25 protein-coding genes are annotated in these 15,178 nt (G+C 63.1%); 20 read left to right on the top strand and 5 right to left on the bottom strand.

Annotated features, from left to right (window positions below):
• The first annotated feature begins 25 nt into the window (after positions 1 to 25).
• The 17 genes from LWE61_RS15125 to LWE61_RS15205 all read left to right on the top strand — a co-directional run bounded on the left by LWE61_RS15125 (position 26) and on the right by LWE61_RS15205 (position 9,604).
• The gene (locus LWE61_RS15125; RefSeq protein ID WP_234151486.1) at positions 26 to 862 is read left to right on the top strand and encodes a hypothetical protein; all 837 of its coding nucleotides are present in this window, start codon (positions 26 to 28) and stop codon (positions 860 to 862) included.
• Complete coding sequence (locus LWE61_RS15130; RefSeq protein ID WP_234151487.1) at positions 859 to 1,110, top strand: hypothetical protein; 252 nt, start codon at positions 859 to 861, stop codon at positions 1,108 to 1,110. The genes LWE61_RS15125 and LWE61_RS15130 overlap by 4 nt, the downstream gene beginning before the upstream one ends.
• Positions 1,107 to 2,054, top strand: coding sequence for a phage Gp37/Gp68 family protein (locus LWE61_RS15135; protein ID WP_234151488.1), 948 nt, complete (start codon positions 1,107 to 1,109; stop codon positions 2,052 to 2,054). The genes LWE61_RS15130 and LWE61_RS15135 overlap by 4 nt, the downstream gene beginning before the upstream one ends.
• Positions 2,047 to 2,967: a hypothetical protein gene (locus LWE61_RS15140; protein ID WP_234151489.1), complete on the top strand. Its 921-nt coding sequence runs from the start codon at positions 2,047 to 2,049 to the stop codon at positions 2,965 to 2,967. Before LWE61_RS15135 ends, LWE61_RS15140 begins: the two co-directional genes overlap by 8 nt.
• Positions 2,964 to 3,554, top strand: a complete 591-nt coding sequence (locus LWE61_RS15145) for a sulfotransferase family protein (RefSeq protein WP_234151490.1) — start codon at positions 2,964 to 2,966, stop codon at positions 3,552 to 3,554. Before LWE61_RS15140 ends, LWE61_RS15145 begins: the two co-directional genes overlap by 4 nt.
• Complete coding sequence (locus tag LWE61_RS15150) at positions 3,547 to 3,840, top strand: MarR family transcriptional regulator (protein WP_234151491.1); 294 nt, start codon at positions 3,547 to 3,549, stop codon at positions 3,838 to 3,840. The genes LWE61_RS15145 and LWE61_RS15150 overlap by 8 nt, the downstream gene beginning before the upstream one ends.
• The gene (locus LWE61_RS15155) at positions 3,840 to 4,112 is read left to right on the top strand and encodes a hypothetical protein (protein WP_234151492.1); all 273 of its coding nucleotides are present in this window, start codon (positions 3,840 to 3,842) and stop codon (positions 4,110 to 4,112) included. Before LWE61_RS15150 ends, LWE61_RS15155 begins: the two co-directional genes overlap by 1 nt.
• Positions 4,112 to 4,483: a hypothetical protein gene (locus tag LWE61_RS15160; protein ID WP_234151493.1), complete on the top strand. Its 372-nt coding sequence runs from the start codon at positions 4,112 to 4,114 to the stop codon at positions 4,481 to 4,483. The genes LWE61_RS15155 and LWE61_RS15160 overlap by 1 nt, the downstream gene beginning before the upstream one ends.
• On the top strand, positions 4,476 to 5,111 hold the full coding sequence (locus LWE61_RS15165) for a hypothetical protein (protein ID WP_234151494.1): 636 nt from the start codon (positions 4,476 to 4,478) through the stop codon (positions 5,109 to 5,111). The genes LWE61_RS15160 and LWE61_RS15165 overlap by 8 nt, the downstream gene beginning before the upstream one ends.
• Positions 5,108 to 5,326 carry a hypothetical protein gene (locus tag LWE61_RS15170; protein WP_234151495.1) on the top strand — a complete coding sequence of 73 codons (219 nt, stop codon included), beginning with the start codon at positions 5,108 to 5,110 and terminating at the stop codon, positions 5,324 to 5,326. Before LWE61_RS15165 ends, LWE61_RS15170 begins: the two co-directional genes overlap by 4 nt.
• Positions 5,323 to 5,805 (top strand): hypothetical protein, encoded by a 483-nt coding sequence (locus LWE61_RS15175; protein ID WP_234151496.1) that lies wholly within the window; start codon positions 5,323 to 5,325, stop codon positions 5,803 to 5,805. Before LWE61_RS15170 ends, LWE61_RS15175 begins: the two co-directional genes overlap by 4 nt.
• Positions 5,795 to 6,094, top strand: coding sequence for a hypothetical protein (locus tag LWE61_RS15180; protein ID WP_234151497.1), 300 nt, complete (start codon positions 5,795 to 5,797; stop codon positions 6,092 to 6,094). The genes LWE61_RS15175 and LWE61_RS15180 overlap by 11 nt, the downstream gene beginning before the upstream one ends.
• The gene (locus tag LWE61_RS15185) at positions 6,091 to 6,306 is read left to right on the top strand and encodes a hypothetical protein (RefSeq protein ID WP_234151498.1); all 216 of its coding nucleotides are present in this window, start codon (positions 6,091 to 6,093) and stop codon (positions 6,304 to 6,306) included. Before LWE61_RS15180 ends, LWE61_RS15185 begins: the two co-directional genes overlap by 4 nt.
• The gene (locus LWE61_RS15190) at positions 6,299 to 6,499 is read left to right on the top strand and encodes a hypothetical protein (RefSeq protein WP_234151499.1); all 201 of its coding nucleotides are present in this window, start codon (positions 6,299 to 6,301) and stop codon (positions 6,497 to 6,499) included. Before LWE61_RS15185 ends, LWE61_RS15190 begins: the two co-directional genes overlap by 8 nt.
• Positions 6,500 to 6,515: 16 nt before the next feature.
• On the top strand, positions 6,516 to 6,740 hold the full coding sequence (locus LWE61_RS15195; protein WP_234151500.1) for a hypothetical protein: 225 nt from the start codon (positions 6,516 to 6,518) through the stop codon (positions 6,738 to 6,740).
• The gene (locus LWE61_RS15200; RefSeq protein WP_234151501.1) at positions 6,724 to 7,743 is read left to right on the top strand and encodes a site-specific integrase; all 1,020 of its coding nucleotides are present in this window, start codon (positions 6,724 to 6,726) and stop codon (positions 7,741 to 7,743) included. Before LWE61_RS15195 ends, LWE61_RS15200 begins: the two co-directional genes overlap by 17 nt.
• A 151-nt stretch (positions 7,744 to 7,894) precedes the next feature.
• Positions 7,895 to 9,604 carry a methyl-accepting chemotaxis protein gene (locus tag LWE61_RS15205; protein WP_234151502.1) on the top strand — a complete coding sequence of 570 codons (1,710 nt, stop codon included), beginning with the start codon at positions 7,895 to 7,897 and terminating at the stop codon, positions 9,602 to 9,604.
• A 77-nt stretch (positions 9,605 to 9,681) separates the two neighbouring features.
• On the opposite strand, the gene LWE61_RS15210 is transcribed toward LWE61_RS15205, so the two are convergent.
• On the bottom strand, positions 9,682 to 10,482 hold the full coding sequence (locus LWE61_RS15210; RefSeq protein WP_234151503.1) for a glutaredoxin: 801 nt from the start codon (positions 10,480 to 10,482) through the stop codon (positions 9,682 to 9,684).
• Between the two features lie 47 nt (positions 10,483 to 10,529).
• On the opposite strand from LWE61_RS15210, the gene LWE61_RS15215 reads away from it, so the two are divergent.
• Positions 10,530 to 10,934 carry a MerR family transcriptional regulator gene (locus LWE61_RS15215; RefSeq protein ID WP_234151504.1) on the top strand — a complete coding sequence of 135 codons (405 nt, stop codon included), beginning with the start codon at positions 10,530 to 10,532 and terminating at the stop codon, positions 10,932 to 10,934.
• A gap of 37 nt (positions 10,935 to 10,971) precedes the next feature.
• Here the strand turns inward: LWE61_RS15215 and LWE61_RS15220 are convergent, their stop codons facing one another.
• A complete protein-coding gene (locus tag LWE61_RS15220; RefSeq protein ID WP_234151505.1) occupies positions 10,972 to 11,631 on the bottom strand; it encodes a 5'-methylthioadenosine/S-adenosylhomocysteine nucleosidase family protein in 660 nt (219 codons plus the stop codon).
• A gap of 6 nt (positions 11,632 to 11,637) precedes the next feature.
• Entirely contained in the window at positions 11,638 to 12,195 is a 558-nt protein-coding gene (locus LWE61_RS15225; RefSeq protein ID WP_234151506.1) for an adenine phosphoribosyltransferase, read from the bottom strand.
• Positions 12,196 to 12,368: 173 nt separating this feature from the next.
• On the opposite strand from LWE61_RS15225, the gene LWE61_RS15230 reads away from it, so the two are divergent.
• The gene (locus LWE61_RS15230; RefSeq protein WP_234151507.1) at positions 12,369 to 13,394 is read left to right on the top strand and encodes a hypothetical protein; all 1,026 of its coding nucleotides are present in this window, start codon (positions 12,369 to 12,371) and stop codon (positions 13,392 to 13,394) included.
• 108 nt (positions 13,395 to 13,502) lie between these two features.
• On the opposite strand, the gene rplL is transcribed toward LWE61_RS15230, so the two are convergent.
• Both rplL and rplJ read right to left on the bottom strand, forming a co-directional pair.
• Positions 13,503 to 13,874, bottom strand: a complete 372-nt coding sequence (rplL, locus tag LWE61_RS15235; protein WP_234151508.1) for a 50S ribosomal protein L7/L12 — start codon at positions 13,872 to 13,874, stop codon at positions 13,503 to 13,505.
• Positions 13,875 to 13,949: 75 nt separating this feature from the next.
• Entirely contained in the window at positions 13,950 to 14,465 is a 516-nt protein-coding gene (rplJ, locus tag LWE61_RS15240; RefSeq protein ID WP_234151509.1) for a 50S ribosomal protein L10, read from the bottom strand.
• Between the two features lie 455 nt (positions 14,466 to 14,920).
• On the opposite strand from rplJ, the gene LWE61_RS15245 reads away from it, so the two are divergent.
• Complete coding sequence (locus LWE61_RS15245; protein WP_234151510.1) at positions 14,921 to 15,166, top strand: diguanylate cyclase; 246 nt, start codon at positions 14,921 to 14,923, stop codon at positions 15,164 to 15,166.
• Positions 15,167 to 15,178: the final 12 nt, after the last annotated feature.

The following is a 15,178-nucleotide window of genomic DNA, read 5'->3' on the forward strand; positions in this document are numbered from 1 at the left end:
GATCCGCCAACCCGGAATTATGCCCATGGCAACTGCGGCTCCCCAATTTGTACTCGATCCCGGCGCGCCAGGCGGTGACAGCACGGCTATCCGCTACGTCGTCTCCGGGCGTGCGGGATTTGCTCTGCTGTTCATCCATGCGCGTGTCATCGGCGCAGGCGATGGCGAACGTGAGCGCACGCGCATCGAGATTGCCGCGACTGGCGATTGGGGACCGTTCGGCCATGTCTGGACGCATGCCAGCGGCGATTGGCGCGAATGGCTCGCGGACTTGGAATTCCACTACGGCATGAACAAGCTGGCCGGGTGCCGCTTCATGGCTCCCATGGACGTCGAGGCCGCCAAGCAAAAGGCGCGCGAAGTCATTCGCAATCTTCGCGAGCGGCAGGCCATGTCCAGGGAAGACGGTCACACGTTGCGATCTGCGTTGCGCGAGGAGTTTGAGTGGGGGCCGGGAGGTTTTCTCCGGGAGCTTGACGATAAGACCGCCGGCTTGATGTCTCGCTACACCATTTGGGACTGGTCGTTCCAGGAGCCGTCGCGCGATTGCCGGGGCTTTTGGGAGCATGTCTGGACGCCCTTTGCGGCTTACCTGAAATCTGAATTGCGCGCCGAGCAAGGCGGGCTGGCTAATGACGGGACGGGCACTGCCGACGGTCCTGCAAACTTTGCGCGCACAGAGCCTTTCGGGTGCCAGCCCGCCACCTTTTCCAACGGATCTCGTCAGCGGAGCAAACCCATGACCTTTAAGACAAGAATCGCGCTGGCCGTCATCGCCATCCTGTTCATCGTCGGCGGCATTGCGCTGGGCGATCCCTCCTATCAGGAGCAGGTCGCGCGTGAGCTGGGACAGGTGCGGTGAGCCGTACCCGCGTGAACCCCTTCGCCGTCGGCACTCCCGAACGGCTGATCTTTGATCGCTATCGCAAGAGCAATGACGCTGCCCTGGCGGCGGAGAAGGCGGCGGCGGTCGCGATGACGGAGGCCAAAGCCTATCGCTCCTCTGCGGAACGGTATGCGGAGGCGCTGCGGGCGCTGGGCCATGGCGACAAGGTGCCGGGCCAACCCGCGCTGCCGAACTATGCGGAATTGGGAGGCGGGGCGCAGTGAGCGACGGCACCGCCATCGAATGGACCGACGCGACGGTCAACGCCGTGAACGGCTGCACCGTCCTCTCGCCGGGCTGCAAGCATTGCTACGCGATGCGGCTGGCTGGCACGAGGATGAAGAACCATCCCACGCGCGTCGGCCTGACCGTGGATACGAAGGCCGGACCGGTCTGGAATGGCGATGTTCGCCTGCATGAACCGGCCTTGCTCCAGCCGCTCCGCTGGAGGAAGCCCAAGCGCATCTTCTGGAACGCGCACGGCGACCTGTTCCATGATGCGGTGCCGGATGCGTGGATTGACCGGGTGTTCGCCGTCTGCGCGGCGACGCCGCAGCACTTCCACCAGCTGCTGACCAAGCGGACGGAGCGGATGCGGGAATATCTCACCGCTCGCAAGGCCGCCAAGCCCATCATGGTGCCGATCGGCGATGGGACTTTGGTGCAACATCCGTTCAACAGCGAGTTGAGGCCGCCCCGCTACATCTGGCTCGGCACCAGCGTCGAGGACGACGCCCATGGCCGCGAGCGCATCGCTGATCTGGTCGAGACACCGGCCGCTGTGCGCTTCCTGTCGATGGAGCCGTTGCTGGGGCCTGTCGATTATCTCGCCCAATATCTGCACGCGCTGCACTGGGTGATCGCTGGCGGCGAGAGCGGGCCGCGCGCCCGGCCGATGCACCCGGACTGGGTCAGGACGATCCGCGACCAGTGCGCCGCGGCGGGCGTGCCGTTCTTCTTCAAGCAGTGGGGGGAGTGGGTGCCTGCGAGTGTCGGTGTTGCCACCCACATGATCCGCAGTGATACCGGACATGTTTTCCCAGAACCTCGCGATCCAGCGAACTGTGACCATTTCTGGTCCGGTATCGCAAAGCTGGGCAAGAAGGCCGCCGGCCGCCTGCTGGACGGCGTCGAGCATGGCGCAATGCCGGAGATGGCCCATGGCTGATCGTCCCATCCCATTCTCTGCGCCAATGGTGCGCGCGCTGCTCGACGGGCGGAAGACGCAGACGAGGCGGGTGTTGAATTTGCCGCCTGCGCCGTCGCATCTTGGTAATTGGGAGGCATCCACAGTCGGCGGCCCCGGCATCCTTGATGGAGAGGGGCGCGAAACGCCGGAATGGCCATGCGTCTGGCACACCCGCACGGGTGCGGTGGTCGTCCCCGCGTTTACGGTCGGCGACCGCCTCTACGTCCGCGAGGAATATTATCATCGTGGGCACTGGGCGCCGGTCGATGGTGCCCAAACTAAGGGCGGCAAACAGAAGTGGGCCTTCGTACCCGCTGATGACGTGATCCTCTTCGACGCGCCGGCCGACTTCCGCAAGGGGCGGCACAGTGCCGATCCTGCGACCGTCGCCTGGCATAAGCGGCTGGGGCGGTTCATGCCACGCGCCGCATCGCGCCTCACGCTCGCCGTGACGGACGTCCGGGTCGAGCGACTGAACGATTGCAGCGAGGCGGATGCGCTGGCGGAAGGTATTGACCGCATCCACTTCCCCGAAGTGGGCGAATGGGGCTGGCCGCAACGGCGTTACGCCGAACTCTGGGACAGCATCAACGGCCCCGGCGCGTGGGATGCCAACCCGTGGGTAGTCGCCGTCACCTTTGAAGTCCGGAAGGGAAACATCGACGCAGCGAGCGATCCTCTGTCCATGTGGGTTGTCACGGAGAACCCCTCCGACTTCCCCGGCAAGTTCGTGGCGCGGCTTTGGTTTGTTACCGCTGGAGCTATGGCGACGACGGAATATTACCACGTCTCTGCCACGCTGGAAGGTGTGCGCGAGCTGCTGCCGCCGGGCTTGGCGTGCATTCAGCGGTCGCCGGGCGACGAACCCACGATCGTGGAGATATGGCTGTGACGCTGCCCACGATCCTTGTCGCCGGGCTGGGCCGCTGCGGCAGCTCCCTCGTCATGCAAATGCTGTCAGCGGCAGGCATACCGACCGTGGGTACCTATCCCGATTTCGAGGATGAAGGAGAGGTGCGCCTACGCAGCGATCCGGGCGCGTGGTCGCAGGTGGCGCAGGGCAGGGCGGTCAAGGTGTTGGACCCGCACCTCGACACCCCGCCACATGGGTTCGACTATCGCTGCATCTTCCTGACGCGCAATCCGGCCGAGCAGGGGCTGAGCATCCTCAAGCTGCTCGGTGCGCCATCTGACCGGCGATCCCGTCGGGCAATGCTCGCAGACCTCAGATTGAGTGATGCCAAGGCACGGCAGGCAATCATCGGGCTGGTGGGCCAATATTACAATCTGCCGTTCGAGAGCATCATCACCGATCCGCGCGGCACCGCTGAACATTTGGCCAGCTATCTCTATCTCCACCGCCGCCGTGCGCGGATCGACGTCGACGACATGATCGACGCGATGGCGGCCTGCGTCCGGCCGCGTGACGTCGCATGCCTCCCCTATATGCTCGAAGAGGAGCTTCTCCGAAATGCCTGACCTCATCGACCGGGCAATCGCCTGGGTAAAATCGCCGACCTACATCGACTTCACGACCCGCCAGCTCGCCGTCTTGGGCGTGGTGCTGGCCGAGCCGCAGCCGGTCAAGGTCAAGGATCTGGCGGCGACGCTGGCTGTCAGCAAGCCCGTCATCACCCGCGCGGTGGGTGTGCTGGTCAAGCACAGGCTGGTGGAGCGCCAGAAGGGGCGGGATCTGCGCAACTGCTTCATCGCGCCGACGGAAGCGGGGCGGCTGTTCCGATCGCTGTTCGCGGAGTCCGAGTGATGGAAAACGGAACGATGATGCTCCTGCCGCCGCGCGACGACTTGTGCCAGGTCTGCGCTGGCAATCACGAGCCGAACTGGCCGCACAACGCCCAGAGCATGTACTATCAGGTGTCCTTCCAGATGCAGCACGGTCGCGCGCCCAACTGGAATGACGCTATGGAGCATTGCTCCGACGAGATGCGTCAGCTCTGGACTGAGGAGCTGGTTGCGCTGGGCGTGGATGTGGAGGCCGGGCAGGTCAATCCGCCGAAGAGCGGTGTATCGTCGTGATGGACCACCGCACCTTTCGAGCAAGCCTCGTCAAGATCATGCCGGGCTATCGCTGGACGGTCCACAAGGCAGGACCGGCCGCCAAAAGGCTGGTTGCCACTGGAATTCAGTCCAGCGGCCTCAACAGGATTTCCACCCTTCAGGTCACTTGTGCCAGCACGGAGGGTGGTGAATATTTCACGGCTCGATCCGCTGGCTTTGGACGCCGGGCGCCGTGGCTTCACCAGAATGGTGACAGGACGTTGGCGCGCGCGCTGCGTGGGCTTCAAATCCACTACCGGGCGATGGCGGCTAGCTATTCCGGCCACGAGCAGGCGTTGGAAAACGGGCGTCGAGCTTGCCCGGAGAATTTGGAGGCGGCCCATGGCTAAACGATTTGGACGCAATCAAAAACGCGCCCTTCGCGAAGAGGCTTCGCGCGCTCACGGTCGGACGGAACGACTGCAATCAGAATTCGCGAACAAGCTCCGCATCTATGGTGACCGGGAAAGCGGCCTCAACGCTGAGCTTGTAAAGGCGCGTGGCGATTTGCGCAGTCTGGAAGACGAGATGGTCAACTGGGCGCAGCGCATCGTCATCCATCTGGGGGACGAGAGCGCCTTTGCGCGCACCTTTCACACCAAGGTAGCAGAGCCGTGGATGACCGAGGTTCTGCTCGGAAGAGGCGGTTGGCAGGTGGATGTCCCCTTGGAACCGCTCTCGTCGTCATTGTGGCACCCGCATGACCGTTCGATCTCGCTGAAGGCGTCCTATCGTGTCGTCCAGCTATTCGCGATGTTCGTTGAAAAGATCGATGACGACTACCGGATGCAGCGCGTCATAGCTTGGCGAATTGGCCCGGAGGACCGGCATCGCCTGTATTATGCGATAGACGTCCGAACGCTCCAGCAAATTGGACGAGGGGGAGAACGTCATCCGCTTGTTCGAGAAATGCAGCGCATCATGACCAGAGCGATGATGGAAGCGTGGGCATCTACTTCGGCGGGAGGGGCAAGATGATCCAGCCGTTTAACTTGGAGCGCATCATCGACGCGGCGATCCGCGACGCCGTGGACGCCCAGGTCGACGCAGTGACAGAAGCCGCGATTGCGGATGTGCGCCGTCGGATCGCCGCGCAGAAGGCCGTGATTGTCATGTCCGCCCTCAAGCATTTCGACATCGTGCGGAACAGCGACCGCCTCACCATCACCGTAAGGGACACCACCCAGCCATGAGCGGCAACTTCGATCCCCATATGCATGTACCGGGCGTCTGGCGTTGCGCGAAGTGCAGCTTCACGCTCTACCAGGCCAATCTCAATGCCCAGGACGGAACTGTCACGGCGCGCGATGAGGCGGGCGACAACTGTCCGAACGATGGCGCGCCGCTATGGCGTGTGACTTGGAAGGACTACGCCACCGAACAGGTCGCGATGGCGGAAGATTGCATCAACCGGAAAAGCGCAGAAATCGAGCGGCTCAAGCATGCATTGGCACCCTTTGCCGAGGTCGCTGAGGATATTCCCTGCGCCGTTACAGATGCCGGCATCTATTCGGTCGATCTTCCGGCTGGTTCGTTTCGACTTGCCCATCACGTCGTTGGAGGCGTGATCGCTGGCCGCCCTGATAGCTTAGATGTCGGCAACTATGACGCCGCCGACCTTTCAATGCTCACGCCTGCCGAGCTGACCGGGTTCACAGACGATGCAGAATGACCCCAACGCCCCGACCGTGACCGAGGAAATCGCCGCACGCCTCAAGCGTTGGTGCATGAACACCGGCTATGACGGCGGCGTCAACAGCCCGCCTATGGTGGCTTTGCGTCACATCGAAGCGCAGGCGATGAAGATGCTGGCGCTGGAATCCGCGCTTCGGGGACTGATCCCCACCAATCTCGATGCCCTCCATCCGAAAATTGCGGATGATGTGGTCCTTCCCGTCGACATGACGATGGGCGAGGTACGGGCGGCGCTCCGCGCCCTAGCCGGGAAGATCGGGGAATGAGCCAGTGGTTCAAGGATAGGCGGCAAGAGTTCATTGCCGCGACGCTCCGTCAATTCGGCCAAGTGCGACGGGCGGACTTGATGAGGGAGTTCGACATTTCCTCTGCTCAGGCCGCTAATGACATTGCCCTATTCCTCGCCAGCGAACCGCAGCACGTCCGTTACGACGTCAGCGCCAAGGCCTATGTGTTGGAGGACATAACCAATGGATAGTGATTTGGGGAAATTTGTCCGCGTGCGCAGCAACCGGTTCGACGTGCGCCACGAATATTTGCAGGCTGACGGATCATGGAAGCAGGCGAAGTGTGGGCCGGAAGGGTTCTGCCGCGAGTGCAACGTCCGTGGCGCGCCGGTGCCTGAAGGCGGCGTTCGTCCGGCCGGGGAGGCGCGCGACCATGTCCGGTGAACGCTGGCCCCGATTCATGACCCGCACCGTTGCCTGCGAGTATGTCTCCCTCACTGTCGCCCAGTTCGAACGCGAGGTCATTGTGGGCCGACTGCCGGGCGCGGTGGAACTGGGCGGCCGGGACCATTGGTGCCGCACCCAGCTCGACAGCTATCTTGATCGCCTCGCGGGCAGTTCCGAAGGCGATTGGCGGAAGAACCTCCCTATCTATCAGAGCTTGAACGATGCGCCGCGCCGATAAGATCAGCCTGCCCCATGTGAAGCGCACGACCGCGAAGGGGCGGACCTATTACTATTTCAACACTGGGAAGACGGATGAGGCTGGGAAGACCATCTTCAAGCCTCTGCCCAACCCGCGCGATCCGGGTTTCGGTGGAACCTATGCCGCGTTGCTGGGGCACCGGAATCGTAAGGTCGACGTCAATATCATCACGGTGTCCAAGCTGGTGGATATGTACCAGCGCAGCCCGCATTTCAGCAAACTGGCAAAGAACACCCGAAAAATCTACGACACTTACCTGACCGCGTTCGTCAACGACTTTGGTCCGGCCGAGGCCGCGCTTCTTGAGCGGAAGGACATAGTTTTCGCGGTGGACAAGCGAGCGGAGACGCCGGGCGCCGCCAACATGTTTCTGAAGGTGGCGCGAGCGATGTACCTGTGGGCGAGGCGGCGTGGCCACCTCACGACGGACCCATGCAAGGACATCGAGTTGCTCGAAATCGGCGAGCATGAGCCATGGCCCGACGCCCTCGTGGAAGAAGCATTGGCGTGCGACGATGACCGTGTGCGGTTGGCCGTACACCTCCTGTATTTTACCGCGCAGCGGATTGGCGATGTGTTGTCGATGCGCTGGCCGGACCTTGTCGATGGCGTGCTGTATGTCACCCAGCAAAAGACGAGGCTCGCCCTTGAGATACCGCTTCACCATCGGCTGGAGGCGGAGCTGGCGCGGACCACGAAAGCCGGGATGACGATTATCGCCGGGCAGCATGGCAAGAAGCTGTCCCAGGTCACGGTTCGCCTTGGCTTGCAGGAATGGGCGCAAAAGCGGGGCCATAAAATTGTGCCTCACGGGCTGCGGAAGAACGCCGTCAACGGCCTGCTGGAGGCTGGCTGCTCAGTGCCTCAAACGGCCTCTATCAGTGGCCAGTCCATGGAGATGGTGGCGCATTATGCGAAGCGTCGGAGCCAACGGAAACTGAGCCAGGCGGCCATCAAAATTTGGGAGGGGAACAGGAAATGAATTTTCAAACGTTGGAAAACCGGCCGGAAAAAAGGTCTGCAATGGGCGGCTACTGTAATCGGCCTGTTAACCATGCCCGGTTATACGGGCTTTGCGGTTGCTTCGTGCGGACCCAAAAATCAATCATATGACAAGAGAACGGGACGTCTTCATGCAGGGATCGGGTTCGCCACTGGCGAAATGGGTAAGGCGCAAGTCGATCAGCCAGCGATTGAACATCCAGGTGGTGGCAGCACTGGGGCTTAGTGGCTGTCTCATCGCCACTGTTGTCGGTGGGTCGGGTATCAGTATCGGCATGATCGAGCAGGACAATCTCATTTCCGGTCAGGCGCTGAAATCGGCGCTGCTGGAAAAGGACTTCGCCTCGCTGGAGCGCGACGTGTTCCGCCATGCCTTGCTGCGTAGCGAGGAAACTCGTGTCGCTTATGAGAGCAATCTGGCTGACCTCGCCAAGTCGATCGACGAAGCGCGCGCCACCATGGACGCCAGCGATCGTTCGCTGGTCGATGCCGTGGCCAGCAACGCCGACGCTTATCATGACACGGTCGGCAAGGTGATCGCCGCCGGTCCCACTGACGCGACCGGCGTCGCCGCGATCATGGCCGCCGGCGACAGTGTCGACGCGAGCATTGAGAAGATCCGCGAGCCGGTCATCAAGCGAGCCGAGGAAATTGCGGAGCAGCAGGCCAGCCTCGCCACGCTCATCATGGCGGTGACGGTCGCCATCGCGTCGTTGGCGGGCATTGCCTCCTTCGTGCTGGCCCGCGTCATCAAGCGCGCCATCGGCGATGAACTGGGCGGGATCAGCAGCGCCATTTCCCGCATCGCTCACAATGATTTCAATGTCGAAGTGGGGAACAGCGGTCGCCAGGACGAAATGGGCGAACTTGCCCGTTCCGCCGAAACCCTGCGCGAGACGAGCCGTGCCAAGGTGCAGTCGGACGCCGACATGGTTCGCATGGTCGAACTGGTCGGGCAAGCGCTGCGTCGCCTCGCGGATGGTGACCTGACCGTGCAACTGCCCGACCTTGGCTCCGGCTATGCTGCGGTGCGCGCGGATTTCAACGTCGCGATCCGCCGTTTGCATGACGCCATGTTGTCGGTCGCGGACTCCGCCGCCAATATTCGTGGCGGATCGAGCGAGATTAGTCAGGCATCCACCGATCTGGCCCAGCGTACGGAACTCCACGCCTCCGAACTGGCGAGCGCGGCGGAGGCGGTCAACGCCATCACCAGTGCCATCGGCGGTACGGCGGCCAGCGCGCAGGAAGCCAACAAGGGTGTGCGCGACGCCGTGCAGGAAGCCGGGCAGGGCGGCGAAATCGTCCGCAGCGCGGTGGAGGCAATGGCCAGCATCGAGGAATCCACCGCCCAGATCGGCCAGATTATCGGCGTGATCGACAGCATCACCTTCCAGACCAACCTTCTCGCCCTGAACGCGGGTGTCGAGGCGGCGCGCGCCGGTCCGGCGGGCAGCGGCTTCGCCGTGGTGGCGAGCGAGGTGCGGGCACTGGCCCAGCGTTCCGCCGACGCGGCAAAGGACATCAAGACGCTGATCGATTCCAGCACGACCGAAGTCGCCTCCGGCGCCGATATGGTCCGGCAGGCGGGCGCCGCGCTGGCACGGATCAGCGAGCGGATCGACGGGGTGACCAGCGTCGTGACGGATATCAGCCGCTCGTCCAGCGAACAGTCGGTCCGCCTTGGCCAGACCAACAAGACGATGGCCAGCATGGATCAGGTGACGCAACAGAATGCAGCGATGGTGGAGGAAAGCTCTGCCGCCGCCCGCAACCTAGAACAGGAAGCGGATGCTCTGTCGTCGCTGGTGGCGCGCTTCGCGCTCAGCCGTGCGGCATGATCGGAGCTGTTGACTGAGGAATAGGGGGGGAGGCCGGGCGGTAACGTCCGGCCTTTTTTTCTGTGGTGCGGATGCGTCTATAAGGCCACAGCATGGGAGGCCGGACCAGCGATGCCCAGTGCGGATAGGCCCATCCAGATTGCCATGACGATCATCATCAGATTTTCGGTCAGCGACAGAAAGCCGAGCGGCACATTGCTCGCCCCCCCGACGCACGCGCATTTCAGGTCGCGTCGGTCGATATAGACCGCCTCGACGACTGACGCCGCGCCGACCGATCCGACGAACAGCGCGACCGGCACGGATAGCCAGGGCAGCACGCCCGCCACCATCAACAGTCCGGCGGCCCCTTCCGCGAAGGGATAGAGAGTAGCATAAGGCACCCAGCGTTTGGCCAGCAAGTCATAGTTCAGGAACATCGTCGCGAAGCTCTCGATATTCTGGAGCTTCAGCAGCGCCAGCATCACCATCGAGAAGCCAATGAACCACTCGGCGGCGCGCACTGTAAAGGCGTTGTCTGTAGCCGCGACGCTGGCCGCCATTGCGAGCAGTGCGGTCATCGCAAACAGTGCGACGACGGGGCGGTAGGTCGTGGCCTTGGGGTCGACGACGCGCTTGCCGAGGAAGCGGCGCAAATCATCATGACCGCCGACGCGCACTCCGTCGATGAAGATTTGTGGTGTCGTTTTGACGTCATGCTCCGTCTTGAACGCCTCTGTCGCTTCGCGGGTCGTCAGGTGGTGATCCTCGACCGCATAGCCGGATTGTTTGAGGAGGTGCCTTGCCTTGATGCCATAGGGGCAGCTGTGGGTGGGCATCACCATCCGGTAGATCACCGCCCGCTTGCCGTTCCCATCATTCTTGCTCGCCGCCGCCATCGCACATGTCCTTGTTCTGTCGTCGGCACGTCTATACCTTCCGTACCATGGTACAGAGTCAAGAGGTTCCTTCGCTGACGATCGGCGGGCTGGCCGCAAAGGGCGGTATGGGTGTCGAGACAGTGCGCTTTTACCAGCGTCGCGGCTTGCTGGATACGCCGTCGCGGGCGGGTGGGGTGCGTCGCTATGGTCAGCGGGACGTGCAGCAGTTGCAGTTTATCCGCCGGTCCCAGTCGGCGGGCTTCACGCTGGAGGAAATCGGGGAGTTGCTGTCGCTGGACGCCGGTCAGGACCGTAGCCGCGCCCGCGAACTCGCCACAAAACGCGCAGCAGCATTGGATGAGAAGATCGCCGAACTCACCCGTGCTCGCGATGCGCTGCGGCGTCTTGCGCATGAATGTGGTGCGGGTGACAAGGGACCATGCCCGATCCTGACGTCCTTCGACGCGTGACTGACGACCAGGAAGCTGGAAAGGAGAAGCCTCCTCCCTATAGCCGCCCAATCAACCCTTCCATCCCAGCCGCTGCCCGTGCAGATGCGGCTGCAAGATTGGCGCGAAAATCGCCCGCGCTATCCTGATTGGCATCGTCGGTCGTCGCCTTGATACCCGCCCAGGGCAGGCCTGCCAGGGTGGCGAACTGGGCGAGCGCGCCCGTTTCCATGTCCACTACATCCGCGCTCAGTCCTTCGGACAGGAAACGGGCATGGTCGGGACATTCGACAAAGGCATCGCCACTGGCGACACGGGCGGCGGGCAGGCCGGTGCCGGGGTCGGGCAGGGCCACATAGGCGTCGATGATCGACGGTCCCACTGGTACAAGGCCGGGGGTGAAGTGGACAAAGCCCGTTGGGCGCTCTGCCCCATAGTCATGCTGGATCGCATGGGCGAGATAGAAGCAGTCGCCGGGCAGTGCGCTGATCTTGCCCGCCGTGCCGGTGATGGCGAGTAGGTCCGCCGGATGGCGGGCGTGCAGCGTGGCGGCTACGGTCGTCAAATTGACCTTGCCGATGCCGGTAACGGCTACAATGATCTCATGCCCCAACGCCTCAACCCGGCGCGCAGCGGGCCAGCCGTCGAGGATCGTGCCAGAGCCGGGCAGGAAGGTGTCAGCCTCCTCCGGCAGGGCGGCGAGCAGGATGATCCGCATGGTTCCTCAGTCTCCGGCAAAGGTGCACAGGGCGCGCGGTGTGACATTCCGGTCGCGCAGTTTGGCGGCTCCACCCAGATCGGGCAGATCGACGATGAACAGAGCCTGCTCGACCCGTGCGCCCGCGTCGCGCAGCAACTGCACGGCCGCCAGCGCGGTGCCGCCCGTCGCGATCAGGTCGTCCACCACCAACACGCGCTGACCGGGCAGGACATGGCCAACATGCATCTCGATCCGGTCGGTGCCATATTCCAGCGCATAGTCGATCCCGACAGCTTCGCCGGGCAGCTTGCCCGGTTTGCGCAGCATCAGCTTGCCCTTGCCGAGTACGTAGGACAGCGCGGAGGCGACGATGAAGCCCCGCGCCTCTATTCCGGCGACCAAGTCCACCTCATCAATGTCCACAAAGTCCGCCAGCCGGTCGATGGTGTCGCGAAAGGCCGGGCCGTCCAGCAGCAGCGTGGACACATCGCGGAACTGGATGCCGGGCTTGGGATAGTCCGCAATGGTGCGGATGCGAGCGGCAATGTCCGCATTGGCGGTGACAGGACTGGCGCTGGACATGATGATTCCCTGAAAGGCACGTTCCGCCTGCCTAGGACATGGCCGATAGAGGCTGTCAAGGGTACGCCACCTGTAACGGGAGGGTCGCTTGGCCGGACCCAGCAGTCATTTCATCGTATATGGTGCAGTGCAACGGGATACGGGCGTGGGCTTTGGGACGTTGCTCCTTCGCTATGATCGAAACAACCGCCCTTTATCGCCCCGGCCTCACCGCGATTGCCGCTGTGCTGGCCTTGTCTTCCACCTCTGTTGTAGCGCAGGTTGCGCTCCCTGATGTCGCCACTCCTGCGGAGGCCGTGGCCCCGGTAGCGCCTGTAGAGGCTCCCGTACAAGAGATGTCCTCGGCTGCGCCACAGACCGTACAGAGCCTGCCGGTTGCCCCTGCGCTTCCCGCGCTCTCGGTAGAAACTCCTGCTGAGGTCGCCTCGCCGCGTGCAGAATTCAGTTCACGTGCTGGTATGGCCGCACCGGCGAGGCCGGCGGCTCGTGAAGCTGAGGTCACGCCCAGACAGGCATCCGCAGTTCCGGCAGCCGCAATGTCGCCAACGGCACCTGTAGCCCAGTCTCCGGTCGTCACGCCTGCCCCCGTGGCACAGGACTCCAGTCACGCGCGTGCTGAACCGTCGCGCACCGAGGCCATGGCATCGGACGATATGGGTTCTGCGGGCTGGGTTCTCCTCGGTGGTGGTTTGCTGATCGTCGCAGGGGGAGCAGCCTTTGCGCTCAGCCGACGTCCGCGGCGTCGCCATGAGGAGGTCGTCGGTTATGATGTGCCTGTCGCGCCTATCATGCCCGCCGCGCGTCCGGTTCCTGCAACCGTTGCTTCCGTTGTGCCTGCGCAGGCTGTTGCACCGCCGCAGGAGCATTTTGCGCGGGTCGCTCCGGAAGAGCCGCGTCGTGCTAGGGTTGCTTCGGTTGACCGTGTTCATAGCGATGCCAGCTATGATGATCGCCGTGCCCTGCTGGAGGCGATGATTGCCGAGGCTCCGTCGCGGGCCAACCCGTTCCATTCGCGGCGTAATCGCCTGCGCCGGGCTGACTTCCTCCTGCGGACAGGGCAGGCGCAGCCGAAGGATGGCCTGACTGCTGCCGAGCGAGCCGGCGTCGAACCGGCGATGGCGTCGGACCGCTGGTCGGAAATGCGCTTTGGTGGCGCGCAGAAGGCGCGCATCAGTTGGAAGCCCGCCCCGGCGCGCTGACGAGATCAGGAAGGGCCTTTGCCGTCGGGTGAGGCGCTTACAAAGCAAAAGGGCGGTCCCTTGCAGGGCCGCCCTTCGCTTTTCTGTCTTCCGAAAGGAAGGAGAAGATTACTTGAGGTCGACGGTCGCGCCGGCTTCTTCCAGCTTCTTCTTGGTCTCTTCGGCTTCAGCCTTCGAAACGCCTTCCTTGATCGCCTTCGGAGCGGACTCGACCAGAGCCTTCGCTTCGGTCAGGCCCAGGCCGGTGATGGCGCGGACTTCCTTGATGACGTTGATCTTCTTGCCACCGTCGCCGGTCAGGATCACGTCGAACTCGGTCTGCTCTTCAGCAGCCGGGGCAGCAGCAGCGGCAGGGCCGGCAACTGCGACAGCAGCGGCAGCCGAAACGCCCCACTTCTCTTCGAGAGCCTTCGACAGCTCAGCGGCTTCGAGGACGGTCAGGGCGGAAAGCTGGTCGACCAGTGCGTTGATGTCAGCCATGATATTCACTCCATTTCTATGCGGGCAAAGGCCCGGCTTGATGTGGTTCAGTCAGATAAAATCGAAGATACGACCTCAGGCCGCGTCCTTCTCCGCATAAGCGTTGAAGACGCGAGCGAGCTTCGAAGCCGGGGCCTGAACGACCGTGGCGAGCTTCGTTGCGGGCGCCTGCACCAGACCGACGATCTTCGCGCGCAGTTCGTCGAGCGAAGGCAGGGCGGCGAGGGCCTTGATGCCTTCGGCATCCAGAACCTGCGTACCCATGCCGCCGCCAACGATTTCGAGCTTGTCGTTGGTCTTGGCGAACTCGACCGCGATCTTCGCGGCCGTCACCGGGTCGGACGACGTTGCCAGACCGACAGGGCCGGTCAGCAGGTCGGCGATGCCGGCATAGTCGGTGCCTTCGATCGCGATCTTGGCCAGGCGGTTCTTCGTGACCTTATAGGTCGCGCCTGCATCGCGCATCTTCTGGCGCAGGACTGTCGATTGCGCGACGGTCATACCCAGGTTGCGGGTGACAACCACCACGCCCTGAGTCTGCACGGAAGCATTGAGCGAGGAGACCAGACCGGCCTTTTCCTTGCGATCCATGCCATTACTCCCATTACGCCGAACCATCCCAAGGGGAAGGACCGGCGCGGTTGCGTATGCCTGACGCGCACGGCATCGCTGCCGCCGCCTGTCAGGCGCGAAATGTCCGGGGGAATGGTTGACTGAACCCGCATGTGCCAAAGGCCGTGGCCTTGGAATCGGCGGGCAGACCCGGTTAAGGCGAACCTCGACCGGCAAGAACTTTTTTCCCCGTCTAGGCTGGAGGATTAAGGCGGCCAAAGCCACCACCAGCTGTCTCGGACGGCGATCCCCATCAAGGGGTTCTGTGCGGCCCATTATCGGGATCGAAGGATGTTGTCACGCGAAAAATCGCTGCCGGACTAGGCGCTTCGCGGACCTCCCCACGGATTTTGCCGATTTTGAACGGGAGTTGAGCCGTGGGGGCGTCGTGGGGATAGATAATGCATTAGCCGTTCCATATATGTGTTTCGGCTATGATTGCGCATGCGGTTATTCGCACCCGCATAGAGGGACTGCGGGTGACGCATGCGGGCGTGGAATTAGGCCCAGTCACTGTCTCCATCGGCGTCGCAACCGTGCCTGACCATTGCTCCGCCGAACGTCTGGTCAAGACGGCCGACGCAGCCCTTTATCGGGCGAAGGTGGCGGGTCGTAACCGGATCATTCTGGCGACGGTGCGACAGGATGGGGGCGGACGGGATGGACAGCAAGTCGCCTGACAAGTCGGGCGA

The sequence above is a fragment of the Sphingobium sufflavum genome (assembly GCF_021403115.1).
Lineage (GTDB): Bacteria > Pseudomonadota > Alphaproteobacteria > Sphingomonadales > Sphingomonadaceae > Sphingobium > Sphingobium sufflavum.

Bases quoted from the DNA above. Each gene is read 5' to 3' on its own strand.
- LWE61_RS15125 (WP_234151486.1), top strand. From the start codon at position 26: ATGGCAACTGCGGCTCCCCAATTTGTACTCGATCCCGGCGCGCCAGGC.
- LWE61_RS15140 (WP_234151489.1), top strand. From the start codon at position 2,047: ATGGCTGATCGTCCCATCCCATTCTCTGCGCCAATGGTGCGCGCGCTG.
- LWE61_RS15150 (WP_234151491.1), top strand. From the start codon at position 3,547: ATGCCTGACCTCATCGACCGGGCAATCGCCTGGGTAAAATCGCCGACC.
- LWE61_RS15155 (WP_234151492.1), top strand. From the start codon at position 3,840: ATGGAAAACGGAACGATGATGCTCCTGCCGCCGCGCGACGACTTGTGC.
- LWE61_RS15160 (WP_234151493.1), top strand. From the start codon at position 4,112: ATGGACCACCGCACCTTTCGAGCAAGCCTCGTCAAGATCATGCCGGGC.
- LWE61_RS15165 (WP_234151494.1), top strand. From the start codon at position 4,476: ATGGCTAAACGATTTGGACGCAATCAAAAACGCGCCCTTCGCGAAGAG.
- LWE61_RS15170 (WP_234151495.1), top strand. From the start codon at position 5,108: ATGATCCAGCCGTTTAACTTGGAGCGCATCATCGACGCGGCGATCCGC.
- LWE61_RS15175 (WP_234151496.1), top strand. From the start codon at position 5,323: ATGAGCGGCAACTTCGATCCCCATATGCATGTACCGGGCGTCTGGCGT.
- LWE61_RS15180 (WP_234151497.1), top strand. From the start codon at position 5,795: ATGCAGAATGACCCCAACGCCCCGACCGTGACCGAGGAAATCGCCGCA.
- LWE61_RS15185 (WP_234151498.1), top strand. From the start codon at position 6,091: ATGAGCCAGTGGTTCAAGGATAGGCGGCAAGAGTTCATTGCCGCGACG.
- LWE61_RS15190 (WP_234151499.1), top strand. From the start codon at position 6,299: ATGGATAGTGATTTGGGGAAATTTGTCCGCGTGCGCAGCAACCGGTTC.
- LWE61_RS15195 (WP_234151500.1), top strand. From the start codon at position 6,516: ATGACCCGCACCGTTGCCTGCGAGTATGTCTCCCTCACTGTCGCCCAG.
- LWE61_RS15200 (WP_234151501.1), top strand. From the start codon at position 6,724: ATGCGCCGCGCCGATAAGATCAGCCTGCCCCATGTGAAGCGCACGACC.
- LWE61_RS15205 (WP_234151502.1), top strand. From the start codon at position 7,895: ATGCAGGGATCGGGTTCGCCACTGGCGAAATGGGTAAGGCGCAAGTCG.
- LWE61_RS15210 (WP_234151503.1), bottom strand. From the start codon at position 10,482: ATGGCGGCGGCGAGCAAGAATGATGGGAACGGCAAGCGGGCGGTGATC.
- LWE61_RS15215 (WP_234151504.1), top strand. From the start codon at position 10,530: ATGGTACAGAGTCAAGAGGTTCCTTCGCTGACGATCGGCGGGCTGGCC.
- LWE61_RS15220 (WP_234151505.1), bottom strand. From the start codon at position 11,631: ATGCGGATCATCCTGCTCGCCGCCCTGCCGGAGGAGGCTGACACCTTC.
- LWE61_RS15225 (WP_234151506.1), bottom strand. From the start codon at position 12,195: ATGTCCAGCGCCAGTCCTGTCACCGCCAATGCGGACATTGCCGCTCGC.
- LWE61_RS15230 (WP_234151507.1), top strand. From the start codon at position 12,369: ATGATCGAAACAACCGCCCTTTATCGCCCCGGCCTCACCGCGATTGCC.
- rplL (WP_234151508.1), bottom strand. From the start codon at position 13,874: ATGGCTGACATCAACGCACTGGTCGACCAGCTTTCCGCCCTGACCGTC.
- rplJ (WP_234151509.1), bottom strand. From the start codon at position 14,465: ATGGATCGCAAGGAAAAGGCCGGTCTGGTCTCCTCGCTCAATGCTTCC.
- LWE61_RS15245 (WP_234151510.1), top strand. From the start codon at position 14,921: ATGATTGCGCATGCGGTTATTCGCACCCGCATAGAGGGACTGCGGGTG.